The organism is Pseudomonas sp. P4_D7, from assembly GCF_056401755.1.
The window spans coordinates 41,881-57,860 of sequence record NZ_JBFUIR010000045.1; the positions used below are offsets into that span (position 1 = coordinate 41,881).

14 protein-coding genes and 1 pseudogene are annotated in these 15,980 nt (G+C 60.2%); 8 read left to right on the forward strand and 7 right to left on the reverse strand.

The genetic code is table 11. The features are described from left to right. Positions 1 to 312, reverse strand: coding sequence for a PepSY domain-containing protein (locus AC1DVF_RS23260; RefSeq protein ID WP_477783193.1), 312 nt, complete (start codon positions 310 to 312; stop codon positions 1 to 3). Then, positions 312 to 620: a PepSY domain-containing protein gene (locus AC1DVF_RS23265; RefSeq protein ID WP_093433852.1), complete on the reverse strand. Its 309-nt coding sequence runs from the start codon at positions 618 to 620 to the stop codon at positions 312 to 314. The genes AC1DVF_RS23260 and AC1DVF_RS23265 overlap by 1 nt, the downstream gene beginning before the upstream one ends. A gap of 243 nt (positions 621 to 863) precedes the next feature. Between AC1DVF_RS23265 and AC1DVF_RS23270 the strand changes: the two genes are divergently transcribed. The 7 genes and pseudogenes from AC1DVF_RS23270 to AC1DVF_RS23300 form a co-directional block, all read left to right on the forward strand. Then, entirely contained in the window at positions 864 to 1,943 is a 1,080-nt protein-coding gene (locus AC1DVF_RS23270) for a patatin-like phospholipase family protein (protein WP_477783194.1), read from the forward strand. A gap of 85 nt (positions 1,944 to 2,028) precedes the next feature. Beyond that, positions 2,029 to 2,385 (forward strand): 6-carboxytetrahydropterin synthase QueD, encoded by a 357-nt coding sequence (queD, locus tag AC1DVF_RS23275; RefSeq protein ID WP_007915588.1) that lies wholly within the window; start codon positions 2,029 to 2,031, stop codon positions 2,383 to 2,385. A gap of 226 nt (positions 2,386 to 2,611) precedes the next feature. Then, a complete protein-coding gene (locus AC1DVF_RS23280) occupies positions 2,612 to 3,424 on the forward strand; it encodes an alpha/beta fold hydrolase (RefSeq protein WP_477783195.1) in 813 nt (270 codons plus the stop codon). Positions 3,425 to 3,669: 245 nt separating this feature from the next. Next, entirely contained in the window at positions 3,670 to 4,941 is a 1,272-nt protein-coding gene (gene codB / locus AC1DVF_RS23285; protein WP_477783196.1) for a cytosine permease, read from the forward strand. Positions 4,942 to 4,956: 15 nt separating this feature from the next. Next, positions 4,957 to 6,192: a cytosine deaminase gene (gene codA, locus AC1DVF_RS23290; protein WP_477783197.1), complete on the forward strand. Its 1,236-nt coding sequence runs from the start codon at positions 4,957 to 4,959 to the stop codon at positions 6,190 to 6,192. A 196-nt stretch (positions 6,193 to 6,388) separates the two neighbouring features. Then, positions 6,389 to 7,960: a glucan 1,4-alpha-maltotetraohydrolase domain-containing protein gene (locus AC1DVF_RS23295; protein WP_257355638.1), complete on the forward strand. Its 1,572-nt coding sequence runs from the start codon at positions 6,389 to 6,391 to the stop codon at positions 7,958 to 7,960. A 263-nt stretch (positions 7,961 to 8,223) separates the two neighbouring features. Continuing rightward, positions 8,224 to 8,394, forward strand: a pseudogene (locus AC1DVF_RS23300) (carboxymuconolactone decarboxylase family protein); the annotation flags it as partial. A 369-nt stretch (positions 8,395 to 8,763) separates the two neighbouring features. On the opposite strand, the gene AC1DVF_RS23305 reads toward AC1DVF_RS23300, so the two are convergent. Then, complete coding sequence (locus AC1DVF_RS23305; protein ID WP_477783198.1) at positions 8,764 to 9,744, reverse strand: diaminopimelate epimerase; 981 nt, start codon at positions 9,742 to 9,744, stop codon at positions 8,764 to 8,766. A 377-nt stretch (positions 9,745 to 10,121) separates the two neighbouring features. Here AC1DVF_RS23305 and AC1DVF_RS23310 point away from each other — a divergent pair, with 377 nt between their 5' ends. Continuing rightward, positions 10,122 to 11,273, forward strand: coding sequence for an MFS transporter (locus AC1DVF_RS23310; protein WP_477783199.1), 1,152 nt, complete (start codon positions 10,122 to 10,124; stop codon positions 11,271 to 11,273). Positions 11,274 to 11,358: 85 nt separating this feature from the next. On the opposite strand, the gene AC1DVF_RS23315 is transcribed toward AC1DVF_RS23310, so the two are convergent. From AC1DVF_RS23315 to AC1DVF_RS23330, 4 genes are all read right to left on the reverse strand, one after another. Further along, a complete protein-coding gene (locus AC1DVF_RS23315) occupies positions 11,359 to 13,785 on the reverse strand; it encodes a TonB-dependent siderophore receptor (RefSeq protein WP_477783200.1) in 2,427 nt (808 codons plus the stop codon). Positions 13,786 to 13,883: 98 nt separating this feature from the next. Next, positions 13,884 to 14,867 (reverse strand): FecR family protein, encoded by a 984-nt coding sequence (locus AC1DVF_RS23320; RefSeq protein WP_477783201.1) that lies wholly within the window; start codon positions 14,865 to 14,867, stop codon positions 13,884 to 13,886. A 40-nt stretch (positions 14,868 to 14,907) separates the two neighbouring features. Then, positions 14,908 to 15,399, reverse strand: a complete 492-nt coding sequence (locus AC1DVF_RS23325; protein WP_099756744.1) for a sigma-70 family RNA polymerase sigma factor — start codon at positions 15,397 to 15,399, stop codon at positions 14,908 to 14,910. 104 nt (positions 15,400 to 15,503) lie between these two features. Then, complete coding sequence (locus AC1DVF_RS23330; protein ID WP_477783202.1) at positions 15,504 to 15,881, reverse strand: c-type cytochrome; 378 nt, start codon at positions 15,879 to 15,881, stop codon at positions 15,504 to 15,506. Positions 15,882 to 15,980: the final 99 nt, after the last annotated feature.

Below are 15,980 nucleotides of genomic sequence, written 5' to 3' on the forward strand. Positions count from 1 at the left end.
TCAATCTTCCTTGTCTTTCACAAGTTCGCCGGTATCGGCCTTCAAGTGCAGCTCACGGGCGACACCTTCAAGGGTGAGCAACTCGACTTCATAAATGTAGATGTCGTGTTTTTCTTCCAGCTCGACTTCCAGCAGTTTTGCGCCGGGATAGCGATCCATCGCCTGCTGCAGCACTTGCTCCAGCGGCAGGATCACGCCCTTCTCACGCAGACTCAGGGCTTCGTCCTGATCGAGGTCACGCGCCATCGCGGCCGAGCAGAAAATCACCAGCGCCAATGCCGTACGGCTGGTGGCGCGAACATTAACCTTCATTACTTATCCTGATGATCCTTGAGAACCTGCCCAGTCACCGCGTCTAATTCCAGATCCCAATCGACGCCCTGCGGATCGCGCATTTCGATCTGGTAGCTGTACTTGCCGTACTCTTCTTCCAGCTCGGTTTCAGTGATCGTCGAACCCGGGTGTTTGGCCAACGCGGCGGCGTTGAGCTTCTCGAAGGAGACGATAGTACCAGCGTCGCGCAGACGCAGGGCTTCGTCAGGGCCGAGATCGCGGGCATGGGCGAGGCTGGCAGTGAAACCGATAATCGAGGCAATGGACAGGGCAGTCAGGGTTTTCATGGTGTCTCCATATTTTTATGTGTTGCTTACGGTGGGCACCTTAGCGGGATGAACTTAACTGAAACTGAATTGCCATCATTGCTCCAGCTCAACACATGCCCCCCTGTGGGAGCGAGCTTGCTCGCGAATGCGGTGTATCAGACACATCATCGTTGACTGACCCTACGCTTTCGCGAGCAAGCTCGCTCCCACAGGGGACATCATCGTTCTATAATCCTTCGCTTGCTAACGATCGAGACCGGTATGACCGCCATCCACATCAAATTCCCCGCCCTCACCCTCAAGGCCGGCCCGCGGGCCATGGCGCGCATTCGTGCGCAAGGCTTGAATGCCGCCGACGTCGGCACCCTGCCCGGCGCCGCCGGTGGACCGAAGGCGTTGGGAATTCAAGGGCTGGATCTGGCGCTGTTCGGTGAATGGCTGCCCAGCGTGCCGCGCGAGCGTTCGCTGATCGGTGCCTCGGTCGGTTCCTGGCGTTTCGCTAGCGCTTGCCTGCCGGACGCCGCCGAAGGCATCCGCCGTCTCGGTCATCTGTACGCCGAGCAGAACTTCAACAAAGGCGTGACCATGGCCGAGATCACTCAGAGCTCGCAGCGCATGCTCCATGACCTGCTCGACGGCCGCGACGCGAGCATCCTCGACAACGCGCATTACCGCCTGAACATCATGGTGGTGAAAAGTCAGGGGCGTCTGGCCGATGACCATCGCGGTCGCCTGGGTCTGGCGCTGGGTTCGGTGATCGCCGACAACTTGCGCGGCCGCGCGCGCCTGTCGCGACACTTCGAACGCTTGATCATCCACGATCCACGCCTGGCCCCGCCGGTGAATGCGCTGAACGACTTCCCGTCGCGCTTCGTCGCCCTGAATGCCAGCAACCTGCGTCAGGCCCTGCTCGCCTCGGGTTCGATCCCGATGGTCATGGAAGGTGTACGGGATTTGCCGGGCGCCGGTGCTGGCACTTTCCGCGATGGTGGTCTGCTCGATTATCACCTCGACCTGCCCTACAGCGGCGACGGCATTGTGCTCTATCCGCACTTCACTGATCGGGTGATTCCCGGCTGGTTCGACAAGACCCTGCCATGGCGCAAGGCCTCGGTGGAGCGCTTGCAGGACGTGCTGCTGCTCGCGCCGTCGAAGGAATATCTGGCGCGCCTGCCCTACGGCAAATTACCTGACCGCAACGACTTCAAACGCTTTATGGGCGATGCACCGAGCCGGCAGAAATACTGGCACGCAGCGATGGACGAGAGCCGCCGCTTGGGCGATGAATTCCTTGAACTGACTGCCAATGGTCGCCTCGCCGAGCGCTTGCTGACCCTTTAGTCAGCACGCTCAAACACAAGCTGATAAACTCGCCGCCTGCCCGAATCGCTGCGGCGAACGCCATCTGAACAGAGCCGAAAATACCGTGGAAATCTTCAAAGAGTTTACTTTCGAATCCGCCCACCGCCTGCCGCACGTCCCGGACGGCCACAAGTGCGGGCGTCTGCACGGTCACTCTTTCAAAGTGGCGCTTCACCTCAGCGGCGATCTCGATCCGCACACCGGCTGGATCCGCGATTTCTCCGAGATCAAAGCGATTTTCAAACCGCTGTACGAGCGTCTCGACCACAACTACCTGAACGACATTCCCGGCCTGGAAAACCCGACCAGTGAAGTGCTGGCCAAATTCATCTGGAATGAAATGAAGCCACTGCTGCCGGAACTGAGCGCGATCCGTATTCACGAGACGTGCACCAGCGGTTGCATCTATCGCGGTGAGTAATCCGATCCAGAAATCACTGCATAACCCTGTGGGAGCGAGCTTGCTCCGGGCGGCGTTCCGACGAATGCGGTTTGCCAGTGAAATAAATATTGACTGACACAATGCCTTCGCGAGCAAGCTCGCTCCCACAGGGATAAGCGGCGTGTCAGTGAATGAATAAACAGCCTTCACGGCTGTTTTTTTACGCCTATGCTTTTTGGCTCCCACCCGCCAAGAGGACAGGCCCATGACAGACTGGCTGCTGGATCAGGTCTTTGACTTCAACGGCCGACAGGTCCGCTACGCCGTGCGCGGCGATGGCCCGCCGCTGGTGTTCGTGCATGGCACGCCGTTTTCGTCGTACGTGTGGCATCGGATTGCGCCGCACTTTTTCACGACTCATCGCGTGTATTACTTCGATCTTCTCGGCTACGGGCGCTCCGAGCAACCGGACGCCGATGTCTCCCTCGGCGTGCAAAACCAACTGTTGGCGCAGTTACTCGACCACTGGAATCTGCAGCGCCCGGATGTCGTGGCTCACGACTTTGGCGGCGCCACGGTGCTGCGCGCACATCTGCTCGACGGCAAGGATTACCGCAGCCTGACCCTGATTGATCCGGTCGCGCTGACGCCTTGGGGTTCGCCGTTCGTGCAGCACGTGCGTCAGCATGAAGCGGCGTTTAGTGGCATCCCCGACTACATTCAGCGCGCCATCGTGCCGGCCTATATTCGCGGGGCGATCCACCGCGAGATTGCCGATCACGAACTCGCACCCTATGTGCAGCCGTGGCTTGGCGATCCGGGGCAAGCGGCGTTCTATCGGCAGATTGCGCAGATGGATGAGCGCTATACCCGTGAAGCAGAAAGCCTGTATCCAACGATCCGCTGCCCGGTACAGATTCTCTGGGGCGAGCAGGATCAGTGGATTCCCATCGAGCGTGGCCGCGCGTTACAGCAGATGATCCCGGGGTCACGATTCCACCCGATTGCCAACGCCGGACACCTCGTCCAGGAAGACGCCCCGGAAGCCATCGTCGCCGCCCTGCTGCGCTTCCTCTGAGCCAACACCCATCCCTTGTGGGAGCGAGCCTGCTCGCGAAAGCGGAATATCAGCCACTGCAGATGTCGCCTGACACGCCGCCTTCGCGAGCAGGCTCGCTCCCACATTGGGCTTGGGTGTATTCAGGTGCACCGCTTTCGCGCCAATCCGCGCGACTCGTCTATACATAACCCGCGCCATCCGGCATTTGGCACGACCACTGCAACCCTCCCCCGCGTCTCCTCCACTCCAGCAAGGACCGCCCTATGACGCAGAACGATATCGGCAACGATTACCCCCTCAGCGAAGTCCCCATGCATGCACGCAAAGGCCTGGCCTCCACCGCCATGGTCTTGCTCGGTTTCACGTTTTTCACCGCAACCATGTTTGCCGGCGGCAAGCTTGGCGTGGCGTTCAGTTTCGCCGAGATGATGGCGGTGATCGTCGTCGGCAACCTGCTGCTCGGCCTGTATGCGGCGGGCCTGGGTTATATCGCCTTCAAAAGCGGCCTCAACTCAGTGCTGATGGGCCGCTTCTGCTTCGGCGAAGTCGGCAGCAAGCTCAGTGACCTGATCCTCGGTTTCACCCAGATCGGCTGGTACGCCTGGGGCACGGCGACGGCTGCCGTGGTGATCGGTAAATATTTCAATCTCGACGAAAGCACGGTACTCGGCCTGATGGTGCTGTTCGGTCTGCTGTTCTGCGCCACGGCCTACGTCGGTTATCGCGGGCTGGAAATCCTCTCGTACATCGCCGTGCCGGCGATGATGTTGTTGCTCCTGCTGTCGATGTGGGTGGCGACGGTGAAAGTTGGCGGGTTCGAAGGCTTGCTCAGCGTAGTGCCGACGGGTTCGCTGGACTGGTCGACGGCGATTACTCTGGTGTTCGGCACCTTCGTCAGCGGCGCGACGCAGGCGACCAACTGGACACGCTTCTCGCGCTCGGCGCGGGTGGCGGTGCTGGCCAGCCTGATCGGATTCTTCATCGGCAACGGCCTGATGGTGCTGATCGGTGCGTATGGCGCCATCGTCTACCAACAACCGGACGTGGTTGAAGTGCTGCTGTTGCAAGGTTTCGCCATGGCCGCAATGGCCATGCTGTTGCTGAACATCTGGAGCACCCAAGACAACACCATCTACAACTTCGCCGTCGCTGGTTGCAATCTGCTGCGCACTGGCCGACGCAAGACCGTGACCCTCGCCGGTGCGGTGATCGGCACCCTGCTCGCTCTGCTGGGCATGTACGACATGCTGGTGCCATATCTGATTCTGCTCGGCACGGTGATTCCGCCGATTGGCGGGGTGATCATGGCGGACTTCTTCTTCCGTTGGCGCGGACGTTATCCGCGCCTGGCCGACGCACGGTTGCCGGCGTTCAACTGGCCGGGACTCGGGGCCTATGCGGTCGGCACCGTCGCCGCGTTCAGCTCGCCGTGGGTCGCGCCGCTGGTAGGGATCGCTGCTGCCGCGCTAACGTATGTCATCGTCACCGGCGTGCTCAGCGCTCGCAGCGCGACCGCGCCACTACAAGACCTATAAAAAAGGATTCGCCTGATGCACATCATCAACGCCCGTTTGCGCAACCAGGAAGGTTTGCACGAATTGCACCTTGAAGACGGTCTGATCCGCAGCATCGCCCGCCAGACCGAAGCGCCCACCCTCGGTCCGGATGACTTCGACGCCGGCGGCAATCTGGTGGTGCCGCCCTTCGTCGAACCACACATTCACCTCGACGCCACCCTCACCGCCGGGGAACCGCGCTGGAACATGAGCGGCACATTGTTCGAAGGCATCGAGTGCTGGGGCGAGCGCAAGGTCACCATCACCGAAGAAGACACCAAGACCCGCGCCAAGAAAACCATTCAAACGCTGGCCGCCCACGGCATCCAGCACGTGCGCACCCACGTCGACGTTACCGACCCGCAACTCACCGCGCTCAAAGCCATGCTCGAAGTGCGTGAGGAAAGCAGCCACCTCATCGACCTGCAAATCGTCGCGTTCCCGCAGGAAGGCATCGAGTCGTTCCGCAATGGCCGCGAGCTGATGGAAGAAGCAATCCGCATGGGCGCGGACGTGGTCGGCGGGATTCCGCATTTCGAGTACACCCGCGATCAGGGCGTCAGTTCGGTGAAGTTTCTGATGGACCTGGCCGAGCGCACCGGTTGTCTGGTCGACGTGCATTGCGACGAAACCGACGACCCGCATTCGCGCTTCCTTGAAGTGCTCGCCGAAGAGGCGCGCAGTCGCGACATGGGCGCGCTGGTCACCGCTAGCCACACCACGGCGATGGGCTCCTACGACAACGCCTACTGCGCGAAACTGTTCCGCTTGCTGGGCCATTCCGGAATCAGTTTTGTCTCGTGCCCGACCGAGAGCATTCACCTGCAAGGGCGCTTCGACAACTTTCCCAAACGCCGTGGCGTGACCCGCGTGAATGAGCTGCTCGAAGCCGGCATGAACGTGTGTTTCGGTCAGGACTCCATCGTCGATCCGTGGTATCCGCTGGGCAATGGCAACATTCTGCGGGTGCTCGAAGCCGGGCTTCACATCTGCCACATGCTCGGTTACCGCAACCTGCAAAGTGCACTGGATCTGGTCACCGACAACAGCGCCAAAGCCATGCACCTGGGTGAGCGTTATGGCCTGGAACAGGGACGGCCGGCGAATCTGTTGATTCTGTCGGCGGACAGCGATTACGAGGTGATCCGCAGTCAGGGCTTGCCGCTGTATTCGATTCGTGGCGGCAAGGTGTTGATGAAGCGGCAGATGCCGGTGGTGGAGTTTGCCTAAGGTCCCGGCATCGGCGTCCCTCGGGCGCCGACTGGCACTCTTCAATAAAGAACACTTGATCGATCGTGTGCAAGGCTATGGTTGGCGAGACTTTTATCGCCAAATAATCGAGCAAACCTGTCAGATCTGACAGGCGACACACGCTACGAACAGACTCACAGTGTCCTCTGGAATCAACAGATTCAGGAGGACAACCATGAAGCGCCTTTTACTGTTCACCCAGGTTTTATGGCTTTGCCTGACGCTAAGTGTGACCTTCGCGACGAACGCCACGATGCGAAATGGCAGCGGCGAAGAAATCATGCTCCAGGGCTTTCACTGGAATTCCAGCCGTAATGCCGTAGCGTGGTACTCCGTTCTTGCACAACACGCGTCCACGATCAGCAGCGACGGGTTCACGCTGATCTGGTTGCCACCCGTCTGGACCGACACCTCCAGCTGGAGCGAACCGACTGGCAAATCCGGTGGTGGCGAGGGCTATTTTTGGAGCAGCTTCGACAAAAACAGCCGTTATGGCAGCGATCAACAACTCAAACAGGCCGCGGCGGCACTCAACACTGCCGGTGTTAAAGTCGTGTACGACGTGGTGCCCAATCACATGAATGACGATAGGGTCAACCAGTCCATGTTTCCCCGAGGGCGCAATGAATGGCGCCATGATTGCCTCCAGTGTGATGAGGGCGATGCATTCATGGATGGCGCGGCAGACCTGAATACCGCCGACCCCAAGGTTTTCAATGCATTCAAGAACGAATTCATCAATTTGCGTGACAACTATGGTGCCCAGGGCCTGCGCTTCGATTTCGTTCGAGGTTACGCCCCGGAGACAATCGACCGCTGGATGAACGCTTTTGGCAGCCAGCAGTTCTGCGTCGGGGAAAACTGGAAAGGCCCCGACGAATATCCGCAAGGTGACTGGCGCCGTTCAGCCAGTTGGCAGGATGTACTCAAGGACTGGTCTGATCGTTCGCACTGCGCGGTGTTCGATTTTGCTCTCAAGGAACGCATGCAAAATGGCTCAATCGCCCAATGGCGCCACGGCCTGAATGGCAATCCGGACCCTGCCTGGCGTGCGATTGCGGTAACGTTCGTTGACAATCATGACACCGGCTATTCGCCCGGCGCCAATGGCGGCCAACATCATTGGGCGCTGCCCGATCCGCTGGTCAATCTGGCTTACGCCTATATCCTCAGCAGCCCCGGAACGCCGACGGTCTATTGGCCGCATATGTACGATTGGCAGCGCGACCAGCTGATCCGGCAACTCATCAAACTTCGCAAACATGCTGCTATCCGGGCCGACTCGCCTATCCGCTTCAACACCCAGTATTCGGGGCTGGTGGGGACCACTTCAGGAGCGCGTGGCACGCTGGTGATAGCGCTCAAATCCGACCTGCAACGCTTGCCCGAAGGCATGGGGGTACCGACGCTGACCTGGGACAACGGTGATATTCGCATCTGGAGCACACCCGTGCAGTCTGCAGCAGTCAACATTAGCCTTCATTGCGACAATGCTAACCCGCAATCCGGTGAAGGGGTTTACGCCGTTGGCTCATCACTGGAGCTGGGGGCGTGGGATCCGCTGCACGGGGTTGCGCTGACTTCCGCCGGCAATCGCTGGAGCACGAACATCGAAGTACCAGGGCAGCAGGCGCTCGAATGGAAATGCGTTGTGCGCGGACGGAATGGTTCGCCGGTCTACTGGCAACCCGGCCCGAACAATTCGTTCACCAGCGGCGATGTCAGCGACACAGCCGGACGTTTTTGATTAAGACTTGTCGGCGCTCACCCTGCACACGCTGGCAAGGTACTCGCCTCCGAATACTGATCGGGCATCGACACAGCTGGAGTCTTTGCGATTGAGGCATCCGTAAACTGTAAGAACTAACAGGTTCGCGCCCGCAAACATTGAGCTAAGGTGTGAAGGCCGCCATCGCAACGGGCCGCCCCCCCTCCCGGATGTACGCTTTTTCATGCTGAAGTTCGTGCGTAGTTGATCAGCCGCCATCCTCATTTGCTTGAGGATTTCTCATGAACAACAAACCTTCGCCCATGGCCACGCTGTACCACGGAGGCCGACCTATCTTTACCGAACTTGTACCCGATGGCGGCGCTCGACTAGATGCGCTGTTTCACACCGTGCCCGCCCTGGGCGAGTTGGCAGTGGGTGTGGTTTACGGGCATTTGCATGCGCGCCCCGGCAATCAGTGCTGGTTGAATGCTTTGAGGATGAACCGTCGCCACTGGCACTGCTGCGGTTGACGGTACAGGGTGATCAGGTGATGTCGGTGACTTTGTTCAAGGCTCACTGACGGGCTAACTCTGAGGGCCTCATCGCTGGTAAGCCAGGCTCCCACAGGGTTTTGTGTGAACACATTATTCGTGCCCACCTGAATCCAATGTGGGAGCGAGCCTGCTCGCGAAGAGGTCGGCACATTCGGCATCATCGCGTCAGACAGACCGCTTTCGCGAGCAGGCTCACTCCTACAGGGTTATGTGTTTGAACATACTATTTGTGTTCACCACAAAACCCTGTGGGAGTCTGGCTTGCCAGCGATGGCGGTTTTGAATTCAGTCCATCAACCGCGCCGTACCGAACAGTCTGACACGCAGCAATTCTCCGTGCGCTTCTTCGAGCAAAATCGGCGCCGTACCTCCGGGCATGACCACTTGCACTTCTCCTGCGGCAACCCAACCCACCCGCCATGCCGCGCACGCTACCGCACTCGCGCTGGTGCCGGATGAGGCCGTCGGCCCTTCGCCACGTTCGAACACACGGGCAAGGATTGTTTGCGACGACTCTAGCACCGCCCATTGCAGATTGACGCCCGCCGCGCATGGATCACCAGCGCCGACAGGCATGGCGTAGGCAACCTGGGTCAGGCCTTCGCTCAGCGGCGATTCACGCATCTGCTCATTGCTTGGCAACGCCGCGGCGTCACCGAGCAGCGTGACGCAATGCGGATTGCCAATGCGCACGAATTGGCTGTGTGCCCAGTCGGGATCAAGTTGTGCCAAGGGCTGGACGTGGCTCACGTCCCGAGCATTGAACTCAATGCCTTGAACAGTCTGCGCAGCGACTGCATCCGGTCCGAATCGCGGTTGACCGAGATCAAGCCAGAAACCTTCAACGCCTTCGACTTTGGCCGGTTTCACCAAGGTCTCCACGGCGTCACCCTTGTCGTGATGCACGCGCAACAACGCGCCCTCCTCCGGCATCAAGCCTTGCTCGGTCAGCGCTTGCGAGAAAATCGTCAAGCCATTGCCGCTGCGCTCGGCGAGGGTGCCGTCGGTGTTGACGATCAACACGTCGAATGGCGGCGATGTCTGGAACGGGCCGATCAGCAGGCCGTCGCTACGGTGGGATTTGCTGTTCGCCGGGCGTTGGCCTTCGGGCCAGTCGCAGCAGAGCGTGATGGCGGCGCGGCTCCAGGCCTGTCTCGACGCAGCACACTGCGCGGCACTGGCCGGCAAATCAATGCCCGCCTCGCGCAATGACTGCGGCGAAATCACCCCGTAAATATTGCCCCGTGCATCGTAGAACTGCGTCATCACCGGCCCTTGCTGTTAGATTCCCTCAAGCCTCCACTGTAAAACGCAATCCCTTGTGGGAGCGAGCCTGCTCGCGAATGCAGTGTGTCAGCCGATATTTTCTTTATCCGACGCACCGCCTTCGCGAGCAAGCTCGCTCCCACAGGAATCGGTGCATGACCGCTGATTAGTGAGCCCGCTCCATTCAATGTGGGAGCGAGCTTGCTCGCGAAAGCGGCGGATCAGCCGATATTTTTTTAGCTGACACTGCGCCTTCGCGAGCAGGCTCGCTCCCACAGGTTAGGATGTTGCCTGTACTTCCCCGAATGGCCGGCGATCGAACCTCGTCGCTGAATCACTGTCCTTCGGGGACGCGAAGTTTTTTGCCAAGGATCGATATGACCAGCCTCAACCCCCAAGACACTTTCGTCCCCGGACGCCTGCAACAGATGTCCACGCGCATCGCCTTTTTCATCGCCGGGCTCGGCATCGCCGCGTGGGCGCCCTTGGTGCCGTACGCCAAGTCCMGCGCCGGACTGGATGAAGGCACGCTGGGGTTACTTTTGTTGTGCCTCGGGGTCGGTTCGATTCTGGCGATGCCGCTGGCGGGGATTTTGGCCACACGGTTTGGCTGTCGGCGCGTCGCTACCGGCGGCACCTTGTTGATCTGCGCGGCGCTGCCGTTACTGGCCACGGTGTCGTCGATACCGGCGCTGATCGCCACGCTGTTCATGTTCGGCGCTGGCCTGGGCACGGTGGATTCGACGGTAAACCTGCAAGCGGTGATCGTCGAGCGCGCCAGCGGCAAGAACATGATGTCGGGTTTCCACGGCTTGTTCAGTCTCGGCGGGATTGTCGGCGCGGCGGGTGTCAGTGCCTTGCTCGGCCTGGGTTTGACGCCACTGGCCGCCATGCTGGTGGTAGTTGTCGTGCTGATCGCGGCATTGTTCAAATGCGTGCCGCACATGCTGCCCTACGGCAGTGAAAGTTCCGGACCGGCATTCGCCATCCCTCATGGCATCGTGCTGTTTATCGGCGGAATGTGCTTCATCGTGTTCCTGACTGAAGGCGCGGCGCTGGACTGGAGCGCGGTGTTTCTGGCGCAGGAACGCGGGATCGACACGGCGTACGCAGGGCTGGGTTATGCGGCGTTTGCATTGACCATGACGGCCGGACGTTTGATGGGGGACCGGATTGTGCGGATGGTCGGTGCAACACGGATCATTTTGTTTGGTGGTCTGTTGGCAGCGGCCGGCCTGTTTCTCGCAACATTCGCGCCAAGCTGGGAAGCGGCGCTGGTCGGTTACGCGCTGGTCGGCGCTGGTTGCTCGAACATCGTGCCAGTGCTGTACACGGCAGTGGGCAAGCAAACGGTGATGCCGGAAAGTATCGCCGTGCCGGCCATTACCACGCTGGGTTATGCAGGGATTCTGGCCGGGCCGGCGGTGATCGGCTTTGTCGCCCATGCCAGCAGTTTGAGTTTTGCCTTTGGCTTGATGGCGGTGCTGTTGGTCGCGGTGGCCATTGGCGGGAAAGTTCTTAAAGTCTAAAAGCTTCGCGAGCAGGCTCGCTCCCACAGGATTTCAGTGATCCATGTGGGAGCGAGCCTGCTCGCGAAGAAGCTGATGCGGTCTATCAGAAACCGACACTGGCCTGCACAAAGAACGTGCGCGGCGCGCCGACATACATCCCCGAGTTGTTGTCGCTGGAGCGGGTGAAGTACTGCTTGTCGAAGACGTTCTTCACCCCGGCGCCAAGCTTGAGGTTCGACACCTGCGGTCCGAAGTCATAGCCGCCACGCACGTTCCAGGTCACGTAACCCGGGATGTCGCCATACTGCCCGTCCGCCGTGCCATCGGTGATGTAGTTGCCGTTGAAGCTGCCGTCGGCATTCACACCGGTGCCCGGCGAGCGCTGTTTCGACTGAGCGAAACCGTCGATGTTGTAAGTCCAGCGGTTGATGTCGTAACGCAAACCGACGGTCGCCACCTGCCGCGAATAGAACGGCAGATCACGGCCCTTGAAGCCCGGAATCTCACCTTCATAAGTAGCGCGGGTGTAAGTGAAACCCGCGTTGGCGGTCAGGCCGTCGAGGCGCGGATCCAGCGCCGCCATGTCGTAGTGCACCGAGGCTTCGATGCCCTGGTGCTTGGTTGCGCCGAGGTTGGTCCAGCCCACGTCATTGCTGATGTATTGCAGCTCGTCGTCGAAGTCGATGTAGAACAGCGTCACTTCGCCGCCCCACACGTCATCGTTGTAGCGCGTGCCGATCTCGTAGGTCTTGGCCTTTTCCGGCTCCAGACCGTTGGCGGTCTGATCACCCGAGCCGCCCTGGCCGAGCTGGAAATACTGCAGGCTGCCGAACGAGGTTTCGTAGTTGGCGAACAGTTTCCAGGCGTCCGACAGGTGATACATCACGCTAAGCGCCGGCAACGGTTCGTTGCTTTCGATGCTGCGGTTTTTCGCCTGCACCGGTTTGCCGGCGGTGTCGAGCACGGCGCGGTCATGCCAGTCGGTGCTGATGTGTTCGAAGCGAATGCCCGGGGTGATGGTCCAGTTGCCGACGTCGATTTTGTTGTCGAGGTAGACCGAGTTGGCCTCGGTGCCACCCGTGCGGTCCTGGAACACATGGCCGTCGGAGGTCGGCGTGAGCACCGGCTGGTTGTTGACCAGCGCCACGCGGCTCGACGATTCGTGCATCGCCTCTTTCAGGTAGCGATAACCGACACTGACTTCCTGCGTGGTCGGGCCGACATCGAAAACCCGCGACACCCGTGGCTCGATGCCCAGCGTGTAATACGAACGCGGGTAAGAGCTGAGCGTTTTCTGGTCGCGGGCGGCGATGGTGCTGCCACGGAAACTGTCGGTGTAATAGGTGAGAATTTCTGCTTGGGTGCGCTCGTCGATCTGGCGGATCCACTTGAACGACACGTCTTTGCGCCGCCCGGTGAATTGGTCGTAGTCCCGCACCGAGTCGTACGGTTTGGCGTCGTACTGCTTCTGTGTCAGACCGCCGGGCATGTCGGCCGTGGCGTCGTAGTAGTGGAAGTTGAGGCTGAAATCGTCCTGATCGGTCGGCGCCCAGTGCGTCTTGAGCAACACGTCGTCGATGTCGTTGCCGTTGTTGCGCTCGCGGTAACCGTTACCGTTGACGCCGGAATACAGCAACGCCACGCCCATGCCATTGTCGGCGGTGCCGCCGAGGAACGCGGTGTCGATGTGTTTCCAGCCACCGTACTGAGTGGTTTCCAGCGTGGTGCCGATTTCGCCAGTGGCTTTTTCCGGAATCGCCCGGGTGACGAAGTTGATCACCCCGCCGACGTTTTGCGGCCCATAACGCACCGAACCGGCGCCGCGTACCACGTCGATGCTGTCGAGGTTGCCCGAGGAAATCGGCGCCATCGACAGTTGCGGCTGGCCGTAAGGGGCAAACGCCGCCGGCACGCCATCGATCAGCACGGTGGAGCGCGGCGACAGACGCGAGGTCAGACCGCGTACGCCGACGTTCAGCGAAATATCACTGCCGCCGGTGCCGTTGGAATCCTGCACTTGCACGCCCGGTACGCGCTTGAGCACATCGCTGACGTTCATTGCGCCCTGTTCAACCATCGCTTCGCGGCGGATCACCGTGCGCGCCCCGGGGTGGTTCTGCACCACGGCAGCGTTGGCATCGCCGAGCCAGTCGCCGACCACTTTGATGTCGGTGACGCCCAATTCCAGCGGGCCATTGCCGGCGGTGGAGGTTGCGGCCGGCGACAGCGTCACCGAACCTTCGTTGATCTGATAATCCAGACCACTGCCCTGCAGCAATTGGCTTAGCGCCTGCTCCGGGGAGATGTCGCCGTCGACCGCCGGGGCCTGTTTGCCGGCGACCAGATCCGGGCTGAAAAACACTTGCAGCGATGTCTGCTGGCCCAGTTCGCTCAAGGCCTGGCCCAGCGGCTGCGCACGGATATGAATGGCTTCACCGGCGAACGCCTGCGGCATGCCAGCGTTGACCGCCAGCGCAAGAGCCAGCGGCAGCCAAGGGAATTTTTTGTTGTTGGCAGGGGTGTATTTCACGTCGTACGTAGTCCTGTGGATCGCAAGAGTGTGCGGCTGTTAATGCAAACCAGTTGCAGTTGTACAGGAAGACGCTGAACTCGAAAAAAACCTGAATTTTATTTTGCGATTATTTCCTGACTGCCATCGGCAAGGGTGCGAACGGCCACCGGCAGGATGCTCGGCAAGGCTTTGAGCAAGGCATCGGTGTTGTCGGATGTGAACACGCTGGTCAGGCGCAGACTGGCCACGGCCGGATTGGTCACGGTCAACGGCTTTTCACGATAACGCGACACTTCGGCCGCGACTTCGCTGAGGCTGGCGTTGTTGAACACCAGTTTGCCGCTGCGCCATGCCGTCAGTTCTGCCGGGTTGACCGCATAGGCGGCGGCGACCTGGCCTTGGGCATCGACGTGGGTGCCGAGGCCGGCGCTCAGGCTGATGAACTGATCATCCGCTGCATCACGGCCCTGCACTTTCACCGTGCCCTGCTCCACCGCCACGCGGGTCTGCGCGACATCGCGGCGCACATCGAAACGCGTGCCGGTGACCGTGACCTTGCCGCTGCCGGCCTCGACCACGAACGGTCGTGAAGTGTCGTGCGCGACGCTGAACATCGCCTCACCTTCACTTAACTCGATCAGCCGCCGATCCTGTTCAAAGCGCACCTGCAAGCGACTGCGGCTGTTCAAATCGATCACCGAACCGTCCGGCAGCGCCACATGTTTACGCTCGCCCAACGCCGTGGCGAACTCGGCGCGGTAACCGCTCGGATGATTCAAACCACTGAACAAGCCCAGCCCGAGCGCCACCGCCAGCACACTCGCAGCCACGGCATAACGCAACAACGGACGACGTTGGCGACGGTTCGGCGGGGTTTCAGCGAGGGCTTTGAGGCGCGGCGCCGAAAGCAAATCGGCGGCCGACCACAAGCCCTGCAGCAACTGAAATTCGTCACGGTGCTGCGGATGTTCATTCAGCCAGGCGTCGAAGCGCTGCTGCTCGTCGGCCTCAATGGCCGGCTCCTGCAAACGCACAAACCAGCGAGCCGCGTCATCGCGTACCGTTGTTTGCCCGCACGCGCAAGCACGCGTCTCCATCATGGAATGTCCTGTTGGGCTGAAGATGAAAGGGGGCAGCGGCTCATGACTGCAACCCGTCGAGGCGATCGCGCAGATGGCGCAGGGTGCGGATCATATACTTTTCGACCATGTTCTTGGACAGCCCCAGGCGTTCGGCGATTTCCGCCTGAGTCAGGCCTTCGATCTTCTGCCAGACAAAAATCTTCCGGCAATTGATCGGCAACTCGCTGAGCGCCCGTTCGATGGAATCGGCCAGCTGGATCGCATGCATGTAATGCTCAGGGTCGCCGATTGACGACTCAGTGTGATCGATGTCCTGCGACTCCAAAGCGCCGCGCCGATCCTCACGCCGATAACCGTCGACCGCGATATTGCGCGCGGTCTGGTGCAAATACGCCCGTGGCTGCTGCACCGCCGCCGAATCGGACTCAAGCACCCGCACAAAGGTGTCGTGCGCCAGATCCTCGGCCTGCGCGCGATTGCGCAGGCGACGAGTCCAGGTGCCGATCAACTCTTCGTAGTGCTCGAAAAAGCCGGGTCTGCGGGGACGCATGGGGGTTTTGGCGGCGTGCTGAGGAAAGGGGCGTGAATAGTAATGCTTCCTATTAAGGCGAAGCAATGGATTCCTCGACCGACCGTCCGGGTCACCTGTGCAGCTCAGCGTTTTATCGAAATCACACCACTCATGTATTCATGCAGATCGCGCAGATCCTTAACACTCCAGGCATGCGGCGGTATTTTTACCCCGTTTTCCTGCAACGTTTTCGGTATCAGGTTGCCGTTCGGGCGAAGGATGATCGACGACACAATCACCCCCGGATATTCATGCAGTCGTTGCTTGAACGTGGAGGTTGTCAGGTCAGGTGTGGGCGGATTGCTTTTGTGCGCCAGCGGCCCTGTTCCTTTGATATCGGCGCCGTGGCACACAGCGCAGCGCTGCACATAGAGGTTTTTGCCGTTGCTGTTATCCGCGTAGGACACGGATGGTTGGGCGATCAACAAAGCCCCGAGTACAGCGACGAATGCTGTTTTCATTGTTTGCCTCCCTGGCGTCTTTAAGGTCGCGCATGATGCGCGAGATTTAACGTCTGGCGCAAAACAATGTGGGAGCGAGCTTGCTCGCGAATGCGGTTC

Bases quoted from the DNA above. Each gene is read 5' to 3' on its own strand.
- AC1DVF_RS23270 (WP_477783194.1), top strand. From the start codon at position 864: ATGACCGCCATCCACATCAAATTCCCCGCCCTCACCCTCAAGGCCGGC.
- AC1DVF_RS23325 (WP_099756744.1), bottom strand. From the start codon at position 15,399: ATGCGTCCCCGCAGACCCGGCTTTTTCGAGCACTACGAAGAGTTGATC.
- codB (WP_477783196.1), top strand. From the start codon at position 3,670: ATGACGCAGAACGATATCGGCAACGATTACCCCCTCAGCGAAGTCCCC.
- AC1DVF_RS23280 (WP_477783195.1), top strand. From the start codon at position 2,612: ATGACAGACTGGCTGCTGGATCAGGTCTTTGACTTCAACGGCCGACAG.
- AC1DVF_RS23305 (WP_477783198.1), bottom strand. From the start codon at position 9,744: ATGACGCAGTTCTACGATGCACGGGGCAATATTTACGGGGTGATTTCG.
- codA (WP_477783197.1), top strand. From the start codon at position 4,957: ATGCACATCATCAACGCCCGTTTGCGCAACCAGGAAGGTTTGCACGAA.
- AC1DVF_RS23330 (WP_477783202.1), bottom strand. From the start codon at position 15,881: ATGAAAACAGCATTCGTCGCTGTACTCGGGGCTTTGTTGATCGCCCAA.
- AC1DVF_RS23265 (WP_093433852.1), bottom strand. From the start codon at position 620: ATGAAAACCCTGACTGCCCTGTCCATTGCCTCGATTATCGGTTTCACT.
- AC1DVF_RS23320 (WP_477783201.1), bottom strand. From the start codon at position 14,867: ATGATGGAGACGCGTGCTTGCGCGTGCGGGCAAACAACGGTACGCGAT.
- AC1DVF_RS23295 (WP_257355638.1), top strand. From the start codon at position 6,389: ATGAAGCGCCTTTTACTGTTCACCCAGGTTTTATGGCTTTGCCTGACG.
- AC1DVF_RS23260 (WP_477783193.1), bottom strand. From the start codon at position 312: ATGAAGGTTAATGTTCGCGCCACCAGCCGTACGGCATTGGCGCTGGTG.